Annotated in this window: 16 protein-coding genes and 1 pseudogene; 8 read left to right on the top strand and 9 right to left on the bottom strand. The window is 63.9% G+C overall.

What is annotated here, in order from left to right; genetic code table 11:
• Window positions 1–222: 222 nt before the first annotated feature.
• From H618_RS0114270 to H618_RS0114260, 3 genes are all read right to left on the bottom strand, one after another.
• Window positions 223–1,179 carry a tetratricopeptide repeat protein gene (locus H618_RS0114270; protein ID WP_245586782.1) on the bottom strand — a complete coding sequence of 319 codons (957 nt, stop codon included), beginning with the start codon at window positions 1,177–1,179 and terminating at the stop codon, window positions 223–225.
• A 139-nt stretch (window positions 1,180–1,318) separates the two neighbouring features.
• Complete coding sequence (locus H618_RS0114265; protein ID WP_028695705.1) at window positions 1,319–2,002, bottom strand: glycosyltransferase family 25 protein; 684 nt, start codon at window positions 2,000–2,002, stop codon at window positions 1,319–1,321.
• A gap of 168 nt (window positions 2,003–2,170) precedes the next feature.
• Window positions 2,171–2,824: a glycosyltransferase family 25 protein gene (locus H618_RS0114260; protein ID WP_028695704.1), complete on the bottom strand. Its 654-nt coding sequence runs from the start codon at window positions 2,822–2,824 to the stop codon at window positions 2,171–2,173.
• A gap of 158 nt (window positions 2,825–2,982) precedes the next feature.
• Between H618_RS0114260 and H618_RS0114255 the strand changes: the two genes are divergently transcribed.
• The 3 genes from H618_RS0114255 (at window position 2,983) to H618_RS0114245 (ending at window position 6,079) form a co-directional block, all read left to right on the top strand.
• Window positions 2,983–3,435 (top strand): Lrp/AsnC family transcriptional regulator, encoded by a 453-nt coding sequence (locus H618_RS0114255; protein WP_028695703.1) that lies wholly within the window; start codon window positions 2,983–2,985, stop codon window positions 3,433–3,435.
• Between the two features lie 156 nt (window positions 3,436–3,591).
• Window positions 3,592–5,274 carry a flavin monoamine oxidase family protein gene (locus H618_RS0114250; protein WP_028695702.1) on the top strand — a complete coding sequence of 561 codons (1,683 nt, stop codon included), beginning with the start codon at window positions 3,592–3,594 and terminating at the stop codon, window positions 5,272–5,274.
• A 13-nt stretch (window positions 5,275–5,287) separates the two neighbouring features.
• Entirely contained in the window at window positions 5,288–6,079 is a 792-nt protein-coding gene (locus tag H618_RS0114245) for a carbon-nitrogen hydrolase family protein (protein WP_028695701.1), read from the top strand.
• Between the two features lie 206 nt (window positions 6,080–6,285).
• On the opposite strand, the gene H618_RS0114240 is transcribed toward H618_RS0114245, so the two are convergent.
• Window positions 6,286–6,726: a hypothetical protein gene (locus H618_RS0114240; RefSeq protein WP_028695700.1), complete on the bottom strand. Its 441-nt coding sequence runs from the start codon at window positions 6,724–6,726 to the stop codon at window positions 6,286–6,288.
• On the opposite strand from H618_RS0114240, the gene trmL reads away from it, so the two are divergent.
• Entirely contained in the window at window positions 6,725–7,180 is a 456-nt protein-coding gene (trmL, locus tag H618_RS0114235) for a tRNA (uridine(34)/cytosine(34)/5-carboxymethylaminomethyluridine(34)-2'-O)-methyltransferase TrmL (RefSeq protein ID WP_028695699.1), read from the top strand. The genes H618_RS0114240 and trmL overlap by 2 nt on opposite strands.
• 153 nt (window positions 7,181–7,333) lie before the next feature.
• On the opposite strand, the gene secB is transcribed toward trmL, so the two are convergent.
• From secB to H618_RS0114220, 3 genes are read right to left on the bottom strand one after another with little or no spacing between them, the layout of a single operon-like run.
• The gene (gene secB, locus H618_RS0114230) at window positions 7,334–7,822 is read right to left on the bottom strand and encodes a protein-export chaperone SecB (RefSeq protein WP_028695698.1); all 489 of its coding nucleotides are present in this window, start codon (window positions 7,820–7,822) and stop codon (window positions 7,334–7,336) included.
• A 38-nt stretch (window positions 7,823–7,860) separates the two neighbouring features.
• Complete coding sequence (gene grxC / locus H618_RS0114225; protein ID WP_028695697.1) at window positions 7,861–8,115, bottom strand: glutaredoxin 3; 255 nt, start codon at window positions 8,113–8,115, stop codon at window positions 7,861–7,863.
• 2 nt (window positions 8,116–8,117) lie between these two features.
• A complete protein-coding gene (locus H618_RS0114220; RefSeq protein WP_028695696.1) occupies window positions 8,118–8,531 on the bottom strand; it encodes a rhodanese-like domain-containing protein in 414 nt (137 codons plus the stop codon).
• 204 nt (window positions 8,532–8,735) lie between these two features.
• On the opposite strand from H618_RS0114220, the gene gpmI reads away from it, so the two are divergent.
• The 4 genes from gpmI to H618_RS0114200 all read left to right on the top strand — a co-directional run bounded on the left by gpmI (window position 8,736) and on the right by H618_RS0114200 (window position 13,901).
• Window positions 8,736–10,271, top strand: coding sequence for a 2,3-bisphosphoglycerate-independent phosphoglycerate mutase (gene gpmI, locus H618_RS0114215; RefSeq protein ID WP_028695695.1), 1,536 nt, complete (start codon window positions 8,736–8,738; stop codon window positions 10,269–10,271).
• A 111-nt stretch (window positions 10,272–10,382) separates the two neighbouring features.
• Window positions 10,383–11,708, top strand: a complete 1,326-nt coding sequence (locus H618_RS0114210; RefSeq protein ID WP_028695694.1) for a murein hydrolase activator EnvC family protein — start codon at window positions 10,383–10,385, stop codon at window positions 11,706–11,708.
• Window positions 11,709–11,803: 95 nt separating this feature from the next.
• Complete coding sequence (locus H618_RS0114205) at window positions 11,804–13,120, top strand: S41 family peptidase (RefSeq protein ID WP_028695693.1); 1,317 nt, start codon at window positions 11,804–11,806, stop codon at window positions 13,118–13,120.
• A gap of 7 nt (window positions 13,121–13,127) precedes the next feature.
• Window positions 13,128–13,901 carry a divergent polysaccharide deacetylase family protein gene (locus H618_RS0114200; protein WP_028695692.1) on the top strand — a complete coding sequence of 258 codons (774 nt, stop codon included), beginning with the start codon at window positions 13,128–13,130 and terminating at the stop codon, window positions 13,899–13,901.
• Window positions 13,902–13,929: 28 nt separating this feature from the next.
• On the opposite strand, the gene H618_RS23020 is transcribed toward H618_RS0114200, so the two are convergent.
• Both H618_RS23020 and H618_RS0114195 read right to left on the bottom strand, forming a co-directional pair.
• Window positions 13,930–14,286, bottom strand: a complete 357-nt coding sequence (locus tag H618_RS23020; protein WP_211232362.1) for a hypothetical protein — start codon at window positions 14,284–14,286, stop codon at window positions 13,930–13,932.
• A 46-nt stretch (window positions 14,287–14,332) separates the two neighbouring features.
• Window positions 14,333–15,876: pseudogene (locus H618_RS0114195) on the bottom strand (BCCT family transporter); the annotation flags it as partial.
• Window positions 15,877–16,014 lie beyond the last annotated feature (138 nt).

Raw genomic sequence — 16,014 nt, 5'->3', positions numbered from 1 at the left:
GGCTAAAGACAAGGAAAGCTGCTGAAATACTACGCAACCTCAAACCTAGCAAATACGGGAGCTAGAGAGGCTACCGACAATTCAAGAAAGCGCCTGAAATTTCAAAGCAGCTCCCTCATAATCCTTTGGTCCACGGTTCGAGTCCGTGTGGGCCCACCAACGTCAAAGCCGCGCGAATGCGCGGCTTTTGTGTTTCTGGGGCAAACACGCCAGATACCGTCCTCAGGCCAGCAACCGGTCGATCAACGCCTGCTCGTAATCGTTGAGAGGCTGATCTTCGTAGAGCTTGTCGGAGGCCGCGACCAGCGCCTGGCCCTCGGCCTCACGCCCGCTGTCGCCATAGACATGCCCAAGGTTCTCCAGCGACTGCAGGTTGCCGTGCAGAGAGAAGGAGATCAGGTACCAGCGCTCGGCCTGCTCGAGTTCGCCCAGGCGGTGATAGGCCACAGCCAGGTTGTGCTGGGCGTAGACGTGGTCGGATTCCAGTGCCTGCAACAAGGCCTGCTTGGCCTGCTGATAGTCTTCGAGCTGCAAGTACAGGAGGCCAAGATTGTTGTAGCCGTCGACATTGCCCAACTCGGCCGCGCGCCGGTAGGCCTGCTCAGCCTGCGGATAGCGCTCGGCATGCAGATGGACGTCGCCGAGCAGGTTCAGCGCCTCCGGGTGATCGTGGCGCACGGCGTTGTTGAGGTGCTCGACGGCGGCATCGTGATCGCCATCCTGGTAGGCCATGCTGCCAAGATGGAAGTGGCTGCGAGGACAATCGTACTCGGCGGCTTGCTGGAAGTATTGCCGGGCGGTGTCGTGGTCACCCTCCTGGAAGGCCATGGTTCCGAGGTTGTAGTGGCTGCCTGGATAATCGTGCTCGGCAGCCCTGAGAAAGTGTCGGCGGGCGACGTCGTGATTACCGTCCTGGTAGGCCATGACGCCGAGGTTGTAGTGGCTGCCGGGATAATCAAGATCGGCGGCCTTCTGGAAGTGTCGGCGGGCACCGGCGCGATCGTCACGTGCCAGGCTCACCGCGCCAACCCCATTCATCCAGCGTGCGTCGGCGGGACACGCCTTGGCAAGGGTCTGGAAGCACTCCTGCGCGGTGTCCAGATCCTGCTCGCGAAACGCTGCCCAGGCCTGCTCATGGAGCGCAGTCGCCTGCTCGGCACTGAGCGTTTTTTTATTCATGAACCACATAGTGTTTCCTGCCTTGCGAGGGCCGGCCATTCTAAAGGCGTGCTATGAAAGCCAACAAGGCAATGGCTCTGCTGGGCAGGTTCGAAGCGTATTGAGGCAGGTCGAGCGCCAGAAGCCGTCAGGCGCCCCCCTACAAATCCCGATGCAACACCGTCTTGCCAATATTCCTGAAAGCCTCGGTGTACTGCCGCCGCCAGTTGCCTTTCCAGAAGTCGGCGTCGGGGCTGGTGCCGTCGGTGGAGCGGGCGGCGAGGACGTCGCTGGGGGCGATTTCTTCGGGTTGTTGTTGGCTGAGCATGGGGAAGGACATGTAGCCCTTGAAGTGCTTGCAGTAGATCTTGTCGATGGCCACGCCGCTGTAGGGGGCGTGGCTGAGCAGGCGGTGGCAGCCGGCGGTGGAGAGGATGTAGGCGTGGGTGCCTTTGGCGCGTACGCGGGCGATGCCCAGGTTCCAGGTCAGCCAGACCTTGCCGAGGTTGGCGCCGAGGTAGAGCTGTTCGGGGTCGCGGCGGCGCAGGAAGGCGTTGATCTGCTGCACCTGCACGGACTGGAACTGCATCAGCGTGGCGTCGTCTTCGAGAATCAGCACGTGGCGGTAGCCGCGTTCGAGGGCGAGTTCGGCGCACCTGACGTGGGAGGTGAAGCAGCCGCGCTCGGGGCTGTGGGCGTCGCGGTCGACGATGAGGAATTCGATGTTCAGGCCGCTGCCGAGAAATTCGGCCTCGAGCAGCGCGCGGCGGTCGGTGCGTTCGCGCAGGCTGATGCAGAACACCCCATCGATTTCCAGCTGGCTCAGATCCTTGCTTTTATACATGTCGTGCATTCCTTGTTGACGATGCCTGGCCGTGCTTGGTCAGCCCGGCGATACAGCCGGTTCGTCGCATTCTGTAGGAATTGCTACGTATAGCCTAGAGCCAGCCAGGGAAACTGACCGGGGGTCGGCGAGATCGTTCGGTTCGCTCGCAGCGCAATCGGCAAGGGCTCAGAAACCCAGGCGCAGCACCGTGCGCCAGAAGTTCTTCAGCGGCGATAGCCAATGCTTGCGCCAGTTGCGCGCCCACCACTCGTCTTCGTTGCGCACCACGGTTTCCAGGTCGCTGCCGGCCACCTCGGCGGGAAGCTGGCGGTACATCATCGGGAACACGCAGTGCTGGCGGATACGTTTCTTGAACAGCACGTCGACCGGCATGCCTTCGTACGGCGTGTCGGCCAGAATCTGACAGCCTTCGCGCGACAGCACGTAAGCATGCAGCGCCACCACGCGGCCGCGGGCGATGAACGGGAACCAGGTCAGCCAGGTCTTGCCCATGCTGTAGCCCAGATGCAGGGCCTGGAATGGCTGGCCGCGCATGAAGCGGTTGATCCAGTCGACCTGGCCGGGTTTGAGCGGGTAGGCCTGGGCGTCGTCTTCGAACACCAGAATGCGCGCGAAGCCTTTGTCCAACGCCAGTCGGGCCAGCTGCTGATGGGATTCGTAACAGCCTTGCCGCGGATCGCTGGCGCGCTCGACAACGTGAAAGATCACCGGGTTGCTCATCTGGCTGGCGATGCCCTGACGGAACAACTCGCGACGGTCGTCACGGGCATCCAGCGAGATGCAATAGACGGCGTCGACATCGAAATGGATCTTGCTCAACCCTGTGTACCTGTTGCTGGCGCCCGGTCGGCGGATAGGCGCGGATGATACCGACCCGAGCCTGAGACTACAAAAACCGCCCGCAGCAAATGACGGCCGTCTTGCTCTGGGCGCACAGGGCTGGCTAGTCTGGCCGTCCACCTCCATAGAGCCGAGCCATGTCGCCCCTGCGCCCCGTGACCCTGGATGACACCGACCGTCGTCTGATCGAGCTGTTGCAGATCAACGCCCGTGAGAGCGTCGCCAACCTTGCCCGCCAGTTGGGGATCGCGCGTACCACGGTCAATTCGCGGCTGGCGCGTCTCGAGCAGGCGCAGGTCATCACCGGCTATGGCGTACGCCTGGGCCAACGCCTCACGGACGGTGGCTTGCAGGCGTACGTCGGAATCAAAGTGCAATCGCGCGCAGGCAAGGAGGTGGTCAAACGCCTCAGCGCCATGGGCCAGGTACAGCAGCTGTGCACGGTCAGTGGCGAATTCGACTATGTCGCCTGGTTGCGCAGCGACTCGCCGGAGCAGCTCGATCAGTTGCTCGATCAGATCGGCAGCGTACCGGGCGTTGAAAAAACCACCACGTCGATCATTCTCAGCAACAAGGTTGATCGCGGCTGACTCGGCGAAAGTGCTGGCAGATTCGTCACTATGACGAGCAAGTGGTCGAAACGTCGGCACTCTGCGTCTTAATTACGACAAGACCGCTCTCTAAACTGACCCTCAGGCATTTCCTATACTCAGGCTCGACGCCACGAGCCACACCAGGGTCAGCGCATGAACAAGCACAATCGCCATCCCGACGACGGCAAAGCGCCTATCACCATCTTCGGCCCGGACTTCCCCTTTGCCTTCGATGACTGGCTTGAGCACCCGGCAGGGCTGGGCAGTGTCCCATCTGAGCGCCACGGGGAAGAAGTGGCCATCGTCGGAGCCGGGATCGCCGGGTTGGTGGCGGCCTACGAGCTGATGAAGCTGGGCTTGAAACCTGTGGTGTACGAGGCGTCCAAGCTCGGCGGGCGGCTGCGCTCGCAGCCGTTCAACGGCACCGACGGCATCGTCGCCGAGCTGGGCGGCATGCGCTTTCCGGTGTCATCGACGGCGTTCTACCACTATGTCGACAAGCTTGGTCTGGAAACCAAACCGTTCCCCAATCCGCTGACACCGGCCTCGGGCAGTACGGTCATCGACCTTGAAGGCCAGACCTACTACGCGCAGAACGCCACCGACCTGCCGGCGCTGTTCAACGAAGTCGCCGAAGCCTGGGCTGATGCGCTGGAAGACGGTGCGCGTTTCGGCGAGATTCAGCAGGCCATCCGCGACCGTGACGTAGCCAGGCTCAAAGCGCTGTGGAACGAGCTGGTGCCGCTGTGGGACGACCGCACCTTCTATGACTTCGTCGCCAGCTCGAAGGCCTTCGCCAAGCTGAGCTTCCTGCACCGTGAGGTGTTCGGTCAGGTGGGCTTCGGTACCGGCGGCTGGGACTCGGACTTCCCCAATTCCATGCTGGAAATCTTCCGCGTGGTTATGACCAACTGCGACGATCATCAGCACCTGGTGGTCGGTGGCGTCGAGCAGGTGCCGCAGCGCCTGTGGCGCCACGTGCCAGAACGTTGCGCGCACTGGCCGGCCGGCACCAGCCTCAGCTCGTTGCACGGCGGTGCACCGCGCAGCGGGGTCAAGCGTATCGCCCGCGCGGCCGATGGCCTGCTGGCCGTCACCGACATGTGGGGCACTGCCCGGCACTACGCCGCAGTACTGGTCACTTGTCAGAGCTGGCTGCTGACCACGCAGATCGACTGCGAAGAAAGCCTGTTCTCGCAGAAGATGTGGATGGCGCTGGACCGCACCCGCTACATGCAGGCGTCGAAGACCTTCGTCATGGTCGACCGCCCCTTCTGGAAAGACAAAGACCCGGAAACCGGTCGCGACCTTTTGAGCATGACCCTCACCGATCGCCTTACTCGCGGTACCTACCTGTTCGACAACGGCGACGACAAGCCGGGGGTGATCTGCCTGTCGTATGCGTGGATGAGCGACGCCCTGAAGATGCTTCCACACCCGACCGAGAAGCGCGTGCAGCTGGCCTTGGAGGCGCTGAAGAAGATCTACCCGAAGACCGACATCGCCGGGCACATCATCGGTGACCCGATCAGCATTTCCTGGGAGTCCGACCCGTACTTCCTCGGCGCCTTCAAGGGCGCGCTGCCCGGCCACTACCGCTACAACCAGCGCATGTACGCGCATTTCATGCAGGACCGTCTGCCGGCGGAGCAGCGCGGGCTGTTCCTCGCCGGCGACGACGTATCGTGGACCCCGGCGTGGGTCGAAGGCGCGGTGCAAACGTCGCTGAATGCGGTGTGGGGTATTCTCCACCACTTCGGTGGCCGTACTGCGGCTGACAACCCTGGCCCGGGGGATGTGTTCGACGAGATCGGCCCCATCGCCCTGCCCGACTGACAGGTGCAAGAGCATGCGCATCGCCGTGTATCAAGGATCGCCCCAGCCGCTGGACGTTGCGGGCAATCTGCAACGCCTGGGCCAGCAGGCCGCGCTGGCGGCGCAATGCGGCGCCGAGTTGCTGGTGTGTCCGGAGATGTTCCTCAGCGGCTACAACATCGGCCAGGCTGCCGTGCAGCGTCTGGCCGAAGCCGCGGACGGCGCGGCGGCCGAGGCGCTGGCGCAGCTGTGCCGAACGCATGCCCTGGCGGTGGTCTACGGCTATCCCGAGCGTGGCGAGGATGGCGCGCTGTACAACAGCGTGCAGTTGATCGACGCCCACGGCCAGCGGCTGGCCAACTACCGCAAAACCCACCTGTTCGGTGAGCTGGACCGGGCCCAGTTCAGCGCCGGCAGCCAGCACTGCCCGGTGGTCGAGCTGAACGGTTTCAAGCTCGGGTTGTTGATCTGCTACGACATCGAATTCCCCGAGAACGCCCGGCAGCTGGCCTTGGCCGGCGCCGAGCTGATCGTGGTGCCGACGGCGAACATGACGCCCTACGACTTCATCTGCCAGGTCACCGTGCGCGCCCGCGCCCAGGAGAACCAGTGCTATCTGGTATACGCCAACTACTGCGGCGCCGAGGACGACATTCACTATTGCGGGCAGAGCAGCATCGTCGGCCCGGATGGCAGCCTGCTAGCGATGGCCGGGCACTCGCCCTGTCAGTTGCTGGCCGATGTGCAGCGTGAGCGGGTGCTGGAGGGGCGCAAGGGGTTTCCTTACTTAAGCGATCTGCGCCGCGACCTGCCGCGGCACCGCTGAGGCGCGGTGCACCGATCCTGTGCCGGCTGCACCGCACAGAGGCAGGGTCGTCGGCATGCTGGGCACTGAACTACCTGCAAACCCGCGAAAACAGGGGATTGGAGAAGTTGGCACGGCACCTGCAATAACTCCTGTACAGGTGATCGAAACCGCTCACCAACCCCTTTTGGGGACCTCGGTACAGGCAGGCCGGGATATCCCCTCTTTTATTCGTGCAGTCTCACCTGCACTCGCCAGCGTCCAGCCTCTTCCTCTGCAGCGGTCCAGCTACCGCGCAGGGGGCGGGCCGCCACCAGGGTCAGCAACAAGCCTTTGTCGGCCCGCTGCACCCGCCACGCCACCGGCTTGCCGGCCATCTGCAATTGCCCCCGCGCGGCCTTGCCTTGCGCATCGAACAGCAGCGCCAGCGTGCCCTGGACGTGCTCACCGTGCAGTTTCGGCGGGTGGTCGAACCACAGGTCAAGGCCCGCTTCGACCACTTCGATCTGCTCGAGCTGGCTGGGCGGGGTGGTGGTCAGACGGCCGATCATCAACCCCACCAGCAGGCCGAACAGCACCAGCGACAGCAGCATGCGTCGGCGCGCCTTCGGACGGGGGTCGGGTTCGAGGGTAGAATGCTCATCCTCTTCTTGCCTGGGGCCGTGCATGTTCCACGTCATCCTGTTTCAACCTGAGATTCCACCGAACACCGGCAACATCATTCGGCTGTGCGCCAATAGCGGCTGCCATTTGCACCTGATCGAGCCGCTGGGCTTCGAACTGGACGACAAACGCCTGCGTCGCGCCGGCCTGGACTACCACGAATACGCCACCTTGCAGCGCCATGCCAGCCTCGAGGCGTGTCTGCACAGCCTCGGTCGGCCGCGCTTGTTCGCCTTCACCACCAAAGCGTCTCACCCGTTTCACGAGGTGGCGTATCAGCCGGGCGATGCCTTCCTGTTCGGCCCGGAAAGCCGCGGCCTGCCGGCCGAGGTGCTGGGCAGCCTGCCCGCCGAGCAACGTCTGCGCCTGCCGATGCGCCCGGGCTGCCGCAGCCTGAACCTGTCCAACACGGTGGCGGTGACGGTCTACGAGGCGTGGCGTCAGCAGGGCTTCGCCTGAGCGGCGGGCATGAAAAAGCGCCCTTGGGGGATGCTGTCGAGACGCTTGAGGCTGTTCACGGATAAATCCGCTCCTGCACGGGGAGGGGATTGGTTCGAGAACGAGCCGGCCTGACATCACCACCCCGCAGGGCGCTTCACGACCGCAACGGGCTTATTGCAGGGCAGGCGCTTCGCCAGCTTCCTGCATGCGCTGCATTTCCTGGGCGTACAGGGCGTCGAAGTTGACCGGCGAGAGCATCAGCGCCGGGAACGAACCACGGGTCACCAGGCTGTCGAGGGTTTCACGGGCGTACGGGAACAGGATGTTCGGGCAGAACGCGCCGAGGGTGTGGCTCATCGAAGCGGCGTCGAGGTTCTTGATCAGGAAGATACCGGCCTGCTGCACTTCGGCGATGAAGGCCACTTCGTCACCGTTCTTGACGGTGACCGACAGGGTCAGCACCACTTCGTGGAAGTCGCCGTCCAGAGCCTTCTGCTTGGTGTTGAGGTCAAGGGCGACGCTCGGCTCCCACTGCTGACGGAAGATCGCCGGGCTTTTCGGCGCTTCGAACGACAGGTCGCGCACGTAGATGCGCTGCATGGAGAACTGAGGTGAGGTGTCGTCGGCGGCGGCAGCGCCGCTGTTCTGTTGCTCGGTCATGACAAATCCTATGGCTTAACGAGTGGATACGGCGTGGATCAGGACTGCAGCAGCGGGTCGAGTTTGCCCGCACGCTCCAGGGCGAAGAGCTCATCGCAGCCGCCGACGTGGGTACTGCCGATCCAGATCTGCGGCACCGAGGTGCGGCCCGCCTTCTGGCTCATTTCCGCGCGCACTTGCGGCTTGCCGTCGACCTTGATTTCCTCGAAGTCGACACCTTTGCTGTTGAGCAGGTGCTTGGCGCGCATGCAGTAGGGGCAATAGTCGCTGGAGTAGACGATGACGCTCTTCATGATTACTTCACCAGTGGCAGGTTATCGGCTTTCCAGCTGGAAACGCCACCGCTGAGCCGGGCGGCGTCGAAGCCGGATTTGAGCAGTTCGCGGCACAGGGCGCCGGCCTGCTGGCCCATGGTGTCGGCCAGAATCAGGGTCTTGCCCTTGTATTTTTCCAGTTCGCCAACGCGGCCCAGCAGTTTGTCGTGGGGGATGTTCAGCGCGCCGACGATATGCCCGGCGGCGTACTCCTTGCTCGGGCGCACGTCGATGACCACGGCCTTGTCGGCGTTGACCAGTGCGGTCAGTTGGCCGTTGCTCAGGCTCTTGCCACCGCGGCGCATTTCGTTGAGCAACAGCAACACCAGCAGAACCACGAAGATCGCCACCAGAAGAAGGTTATCCGTGGCAAATTGCAGCAATTTCTCAACCATCAGGGCTGTTCCAAGCGAGTGAAAATGCCGGCCAGTATACACACCGCCTCAGGCCCGCCACAGCCCGGCCGGCCAGCGGTGAGGCGCTTTCATCTCCAGGCTGTAGGCATGCCGCCCGGCGGCACTGAGGATTATTCGCAGTCGCGGAACGATTTGCCCTAAAATGCGGGTCTTTATCATTTTCAGCAACCGTGAGTGGGATTGATGACGAGCACGCCTAAACCCCTGGTCCTGATCATCCTCGATGGTTTCGGTCACAGCGAAAGCCCTGAGTACAACGCCATCTTCGCCGCCAACACGCCGGTCTACGACCGCCTCCTGGCGACTCAGCCCCATGGTCTGATTTCCGGTTCAGGCATGGATGTCGGCCTGCCCGACGGGCAGATGGGCAACTCTGAAGTCGGTCACATGAACCTCGGCGCCGGCCGGGTGGTGTATCAGGACTTCACCCGCGTCACCAAAGCCATTCGTGACGGCGAGTTCTTCACCAACCCGGTGCTCACCGGCGCCGTCGACAGCGCCGCGAAGGCGGGCAAGGCTGTGCACATTCTCGGCCTGCTCTCCGACGGTGGTGTGCACAGCCACCAGGACCATCTGGTGGCCATGGCCGAACTGGCCGCCCAGCGCGGCGCCGAAAAGATCTACCTGCACGCCTTCCTCGATGGCCGCGACACTCCGCCGCGTAGCGCGCAAGCGTCGCTGGAACTGCTCGACAGCACCTTCGCCAAGCTTGGCAAGGGCCGCATCGCCAGCCTCATTGGCCGCTATTTCGCCATGGACCGCGACAACCGCTGGGACCGCGTCAGCGCCGCCTACGACCTGATCGTCGACAGCGTCGCCGACTACAGCGCCGCCACCGCCGTCGCGGGCCTGGAAGCGGCCTACGCACGCGACGAGAGCGATGAATTCGTCAAGGCCACGCGCATCGGTGATGCGGTCAAGGTCGAGGACGGCGATGCCGTGGTATTCATGAACTTCCGCGCCGACCGTGCCCGCGAGCTGTCGCGTGTGTTCGTCGAGCCAGACTTCAACGAATTCCCCCGTGCGCGCCTGCCGAAAGTGGCCGCCTTCATTGGCCTGACCCAGTACTCGGCGAAAATTCCGGCCCCGGCAGCCTTCGCCCCGGCCAGCCTGAACAACGTCCTCGGCGAATACCTGGCCAAGCACGGCAAGACCCAACTGCGCATCGCCGAAACGGAAAAGTACGCCCACGTGACCTTTTTCTTCTCGGGCGGTCGTGAAGAGCCGTTCGAAGGCGAAGAGCGCATTCTGATTCCATCGCCGAAGGTCGCCACCTACGACCTGCAACCGGAGATGAACGCGCCGCAGGTCACCGACCGCATCGTCGAGGCCATCGAGCAGCAGCGCTTCGATGTCATCGTGGTCAACTACGCCAACGGCGACATGGTCGGCCACACCGGCGTGTTCGACGCCGCGGTCAAGGCCGTGGAAGCCCTGGACACCTGCGTCGGGCGCATCGTCGAGGCGCTCGACAAAGTGGGCGGCGAAGCGCTGCTGACGGCCGACCACGGCAACGTCGAGCAGATGGAAGATGAATGCACCGGCCAGGCGCACACCGCGCACACCACCGAGCCGGTGCCGTTCATCTATATCGGCAAGCGTGCGCTGAAAGTGCGTGAAGGTGGCGTGCTGGCGGACGTGGCGCCGACCATGCTGACCTTGCTCGGCCTACCAATCCCAGAAGAAATGACCGGCACCTCGATCCTGCTCGACGCCTGATCGTCCGGCGCATTCCAGACCAACGCCCCGCCGTCGAGACGCCGGGGCGTTTTTTTTGCTGCCCCGGATGGGCATACTAGGTCGATTCTCATCCCTGGTACGCCCAACCTCATGCTTCGTGCTCTCCTACCCCTCGCCTTGTCGTGCCTGCTCAGCCCGGCCTTCGCCGACGAGCGCGCGCAAACCCAGCAGCAGCTGGACGCCACCCGCAAGGACATCGCCGAGTTGCAGAAGATGCTCGGCAAGATCCAGGCGGAAAAAGCCGGCGTGCAGAAAGACCTGCAAACCACCGAAACCGAAATCGGCACGCTGGAGAAGCAGGTGGAGGCCCTGCAACAACAACTAAAAAAGACCGAGGGCGAACTGGAGCGCCTTGATTCCGAGAAAAAAAAACTCCAGAGCGCCCGCGTTGAACAACAACGACTGATTGCCATCCAGGCCCGTTCGGCCTACCAGAGTGGCCGCGAGGAATACCTCAAGCTGCTGCTCAACCAGCAGAACCCCGAGAAATTCGCCCGCACCCTCACCTACTACGACTACCTGAGCAAGGCGCGCCTCGAACAACTGCGCGCCTTCAACGAAACCCTGCGCCAGCTGGCTGCCGTGGAGCAAGACATCTCCCGCCAGCAGGCGCAATTGCTGGCCCAGCGCGGCAACCTCGACAGCCGCCGACAGGAACTGGAAACCGTGCGCAACGAGCGCCGTCAGGTGCTGGCCAAGATCAACGGCGACCTCAAGCAGCGCAACCAGGCGCTGCAAGCCCGCCAGCAGGATCAGGCCGACCTCGCCCAGGTGCTCAAGACCATCGAGGAAACCCTGGCGCGCCAGGCCCGCGAAGCCGAAGAAGCGCGGCAGAAGGCGCTGTTGGCGCAACAGGAAGCCGAGCGCCGCCGTCAGCAGGAAGCCCTGGCGCGCGCCGAGGCAGACAAAGCCCGCGGCGCCACCCCGTCGCCCCCGGCGCCGGTCGAAGACGCCCCCGTCGCGCCGCGCAGGCCGCTCGGCCCGGTGGTATCCAGCGATGGCGCGAACTATGGCGGCGCTTTTTCTGCGGCCCGCGGAAAACTTCCTTGGCCTGTCAATGGTCGATTGCTGGCACGCTTCGGCGATGCCCGCGGTGGCGACTCGCGTGCCAAGTGGGATGGGGTGATGATCAGCGCCTCGCCCGGCACCCAGGTACGCGCCGTGCATGGCGGGCGCGTGGTGTTCGCCGATTGGTTGCGCGGCGCCGGGCTTCTGGTCATTCTCGACCACGGCAACGGTTACCTGAGCCTGTACGGGCACAACCAGAGCCTGCTCACGCGTGCGGGCGATATCGTCAAGGCTGGCGACAGTATTTCCACCGTCGGCGACAGTGGCGGCCAGGAAAGCGCTGGGCTGTACTTCGCCATTCGCCAGCAAGGTCGGCCCGCCGATCCTGCGCAATGGTGTCGCGGTTAGGCTGTTCAACGTCTATTTGGCGTAGCGCCGGCAAGGGCTGCACCGAGGCTCCCGTCTGGAGCGTCACAAGGATCAGGATCAGGAGTTCGTTCGACATGCTGCACTCGCCCCGCCTCACCCAGTTGGCCCTGACCGTCGCGTTGGTGGTCAGCGCCCCCCTGGCCACTGCTGCGCAGCCCGCCAAGGGCGCCGCCGTGCCGGCCACGGAAGTGACGGCCAACGCACCTCTGCCGCTGGACGAACTGCGCACCTTCGCCGAGGTGATGGACCGCATCAAGGCCGCCTACGTCGAACCCGTGGACGACAAGACCCTGCTGGAAAATGCCATCAAGGGCATGCTCAGCAACCTCGACCCGCACTCGGCCTACCTCGGCCCGGAAGACTTCCAGGAGCTGCAGGAAAGCACCAGCGGCGAGTTTGGCGGCCTGGGCATCGAAGTCGGCATGGAGGATGGTTTCGTCAAGGTGGTTTCGCCCATCGACGACACCCCGGCCTCGCGTGCCGGTATCCAGGCCGGCGACCTGATCCTCAAGATCAACGGCGCCCCCACCCGCGGCCAGAGCATGTCCGAGGCGGTGGACAAGATGCGCGGCAAGATCGGCCAGAAAATCACCCTGACCCTGGTGCGCGACGGCGGCAACCCGTTCGACGTGACCCTGGCCCGTGCGGTCATCCAGGTGAAAAGCGTGAAGAGCCAGTTGCTGGAAAGCGGCTATGGCTACATCCGCATCACCCAGTTCCAGGTCAAGACCGGCGAGGAAGTCGGCAAGGCCCTGGCGAAATTGCGCAAGGACAACGGCAAGAAGCTGCGCGGCCTGATTCTCGACCTGCGCAACAACCCAGGCGGGGTGTTGCAGTCGGCGGTGGAAGTGGCCGACCACTTCCTGACCAAAGGCCTGATCGTCTACACCAAGGGCCGTATCGCCAATTCCGAACTGCGCTTCTCGGCCGATCCTGCCGATGCCAGCGAAGGCGTACCGCTGGTGGTGCTGATCAACGGTGGCAGTGCCTCGGCCTCGGAAATCGTCGCCGGCGCCCTGCAGGATCAAAAGCGTGGCGTGCTGATGGGCACCGACAGCTTCGGCAAAGGCTCGGTGCAGACCGTACTGCCGCTGAACAACGACCGTGCGCTGAAGCTCACCACCGCGCTGTACTACACCCCCAATGGCCGTTCGATTCAGGCCCAGGGCATCGTTCCGGACATCGAAGTGCGCTCCGGCAAGCTGACCACCGACGACGACAGCGAGAACTTCAAGGAAGCCGACCTCAAGGGCCACCTGGGCAACGGCAACGGCGGCGCCGACCGTCCCACCAGCAGCACCGCACGCAAGGAACGCCCGCAGGATGGCGACTTCCAGCTGAGCCAGGCCTTGAGCCTGCTCAAAGGGCTGAACGTGACCAAGGGCGACTGAGCCGCCCATGTCTGTACTGCGCTGTGCCCTGTTCTGCCTGCTGGCTGGTGTCGCGACTGCGGCATCGGCCCAGCCTCCCAAAGCCTACCTGAGCCTGATCATCGACGACCTCGGTCAGAACACCGAGCGCGACGCACGCACCCTCGCCCTGCCCGGCCCGGTCACCCTCGCGATCATGCCCGACACCCCGCATGCCAGCGATTTCGCCCGCCAGGCGCACAAGGCCGGCAAGACGGTGATTTTGCACATGCCCATGGACCCGGCCACCGGCCCCTATGCCTGGCACCCCGACGTGCCGCTGCCGACCCTCGCCCAGCGCCTGGACGCCGCGCTCGCCAAGGTGCCGTTCGCCGCAGGCGTGAACAACCACATGGGCAGCCGCATGACCTCGCAGCCGGCGGCCATGGCCTGGTTGATGGGCGAACTGCAACAGCGTGGCCTGTTCTTCGTCGACAGCCGCACCAGCGCCGCCACGGTGGCCGCCGCCAAGGCCCAGGACATCGGCCTGGCGCATGTGTCGCGGGATGTGTTCCTCGATGACGTGCGCACCACAGAGGCGATTGCCGGGCAATTGCAGGTGGCCATCGAGCTGGCGCGCAAGCAAGGCTCTGCGGTGATGATCGGCCATCCGTATCCGCAAACCCTGGAAGTGCTGGAAAAACAGCTGCCCCGGCTCAAGAGCCAGGGCATCGAATGGATTCCGATCAAACAGATGATCGCCGAGCGCAGCAACCGGGCTATGGCCGGCCACGGTCGCAACGGCGTCTACCGCAATCGCTGAGCGCCCCGCGGACGGGGCGCCGCTGGGCTTAGCTGTAGACCCGGCCCAGCACCTGGCGATGGCTCTCGAACTGGTCGAGCACGTCGCGCACGATCTGCTCGGGGACAAAGCCCATCAGGTCGTACTCCTGACTGCCATCGTGCAGGTACACCTCGGCACGGTAGAAGCGCTGACGCACCTCCTCCTCACCCTCGGCCGGTGCTTCACCGGGTGCAGCCAGGTAGCCGTCCAGGCTCACTTCGTAGACGAACGGGTTACCTTCTTCCATCAGCACCCGCAAGCCCATCATGTTGCGTGACTGACCGAGCCGGGTTTCCACCTCGAAGCCTTGTGCGCGCAGGCACTCGGCGGCTTCACGCAGCGCCGGGCTGACCTGCTTGTCCATGAAACGCTGGACGATGGCCTGGGTCGGCTCCAGCTCCAGCTGGGTCAGGCGCTCGCTGAAACCGCGACGGCCACGGGCGGCCAGTTCGGCGCGTTCCTGCTCGATGGCCACATCCTGCTTCATGGCCTTGTGCAGGCCGAACATGAACAGCACCAGCACCACCGAGAACGGCAGGCCGGCCAGCACCACCATGGTCTGCATGGCTTCGAAATTGCCGGCGAACAGCAGGCCGATGGTCACCAGGGTGATCACCACCGACCAGAACACCACCATCCAGTGCGGGGCGTCTTCGTCGACCTTGCCGCCTTTGCACGAGAGGTTGGCCATCATCACCGCACCCGAATCGGCAGGGGTGAGGAACAGCACGAAGCCGACGAAGATCGCCACACCGATGACGATCTTCGCCGCCGGGAAGTATTCCAGCAGTTGGTAGATCGACATCGACGGCTGCTCGACGGCGGTACGCCCCAGCTCCACGGCGCCCTGGTTCATCACCAAGTCCAGCGCGGTGTTACCGAAGATCGACAGCCAGGCCAGGGTGAAGCCCAGCGGAATCAGCAGCACGCCACAGACCAGCTGGCGCACCGTGCGGCCTTTGGAAATACGCGCGATGAACATGCCCACGAACGGGCCCCAGGAAATCCACCAGGCCCAGTAGAACACCGTCCACAGCCCCAGCCAGCGCTCCGACTTGGCGCCATCGCCCTCATACACATAGAGGTCGAAGGTTTTCAGCACGAAGCCGTTGAGGTAATCACCGACGTTCTGCACGAAGCCATTGAGCAGGTGCAGGGTCTCGCCGCCCAGCAGCACGAAGATCAACAGGCCGCTGAACAGCGCGATGTTGAGGTTCGAGAGGCGGCGGATGCCGTTCTCCACACCCGACACCGCGGCGATGGTCGCCACCGACGCCATGGTCAGGATCACCGCCAGCAGGTTGGTCTTGCTGTGGTCCATGCCGAACAGGTATTCCAGGCCCGAGGCCACCTGCATCGAGCCGATGCCGAGGTTGGTCACCAGACCCAGCAGGGTGACGAACATGCCGAAGATGTCCACGGCATTGCCCGCCGCGCCCTTGACCCAGCGCTCACCGACCAGCGGGTACAGCGCCGAGCGCAGTGCCAATGGCTGGTTGTGACGGTAGGCGAAGTAGCCCACCGCCAGGCCGACCAGCGCGTAGATCGCCCAGCCATGCAGGCCCCAGTGCAGGAAGGTCAGCTGCAGGCCTTCACGGGCAGCTTCGAGGCTGGCCGGGGTGCCTTCAGGCGGATTGAAATAGTGGTCCAGCGGCTCGGAGGCGCCGAAGTACAGCAGCGAAATCCCGATGCCCGAGGAGAACAGCATGCCGGCCCAGGCGCCGTAGCTGAAATCGGGAGTGTCGTCCTTGCCGCCCAGCTTGAGCTTGCCGAAGTCGGAAAACGCCAGGTAGATGACGAACACCAGGTAGCCGCAGATCACCAGCATGTAGTACCAGCCGAAGCTGCGGGTGAGCCAGGACTGGGCGACGCCGAGCACGCGGCCGGCGGTTTCAGGTACAGCGATCAGCAAGGCAGTCAGAACGAGGATCAACAAGGCCGAGGTGTAGAACACCACGCGGTTGACCCGGACCCTCTCGGCGGGGGGGTTGGTAAGTGAGGCAGAACTCATTGCACGAATGCTCCGGCGGAGTGCGGCGGTGGAGGCTAATCAGTCTTGTCCCGAGCAATTGGTGCAATAGCCCTACTGCTT

The sequence above is a fragment of the Pseudomonas cremoricolorata DSM 17059 = NBRC 16634 genome (assembly GCF_000425745.1).
In the GTDB taxonomy this organism is placed as follows: domain Bacteria; phylum Pseudomonadota; class Gammaproteobacteria; order Pseudomonadales; family Pseudomonadaceae; genus Aquipseudomonas; species Aquipseudomonas cremoricolorata.
This window is presented reverse-complemented; position numbering and strand designations above follow the sequence as displayed.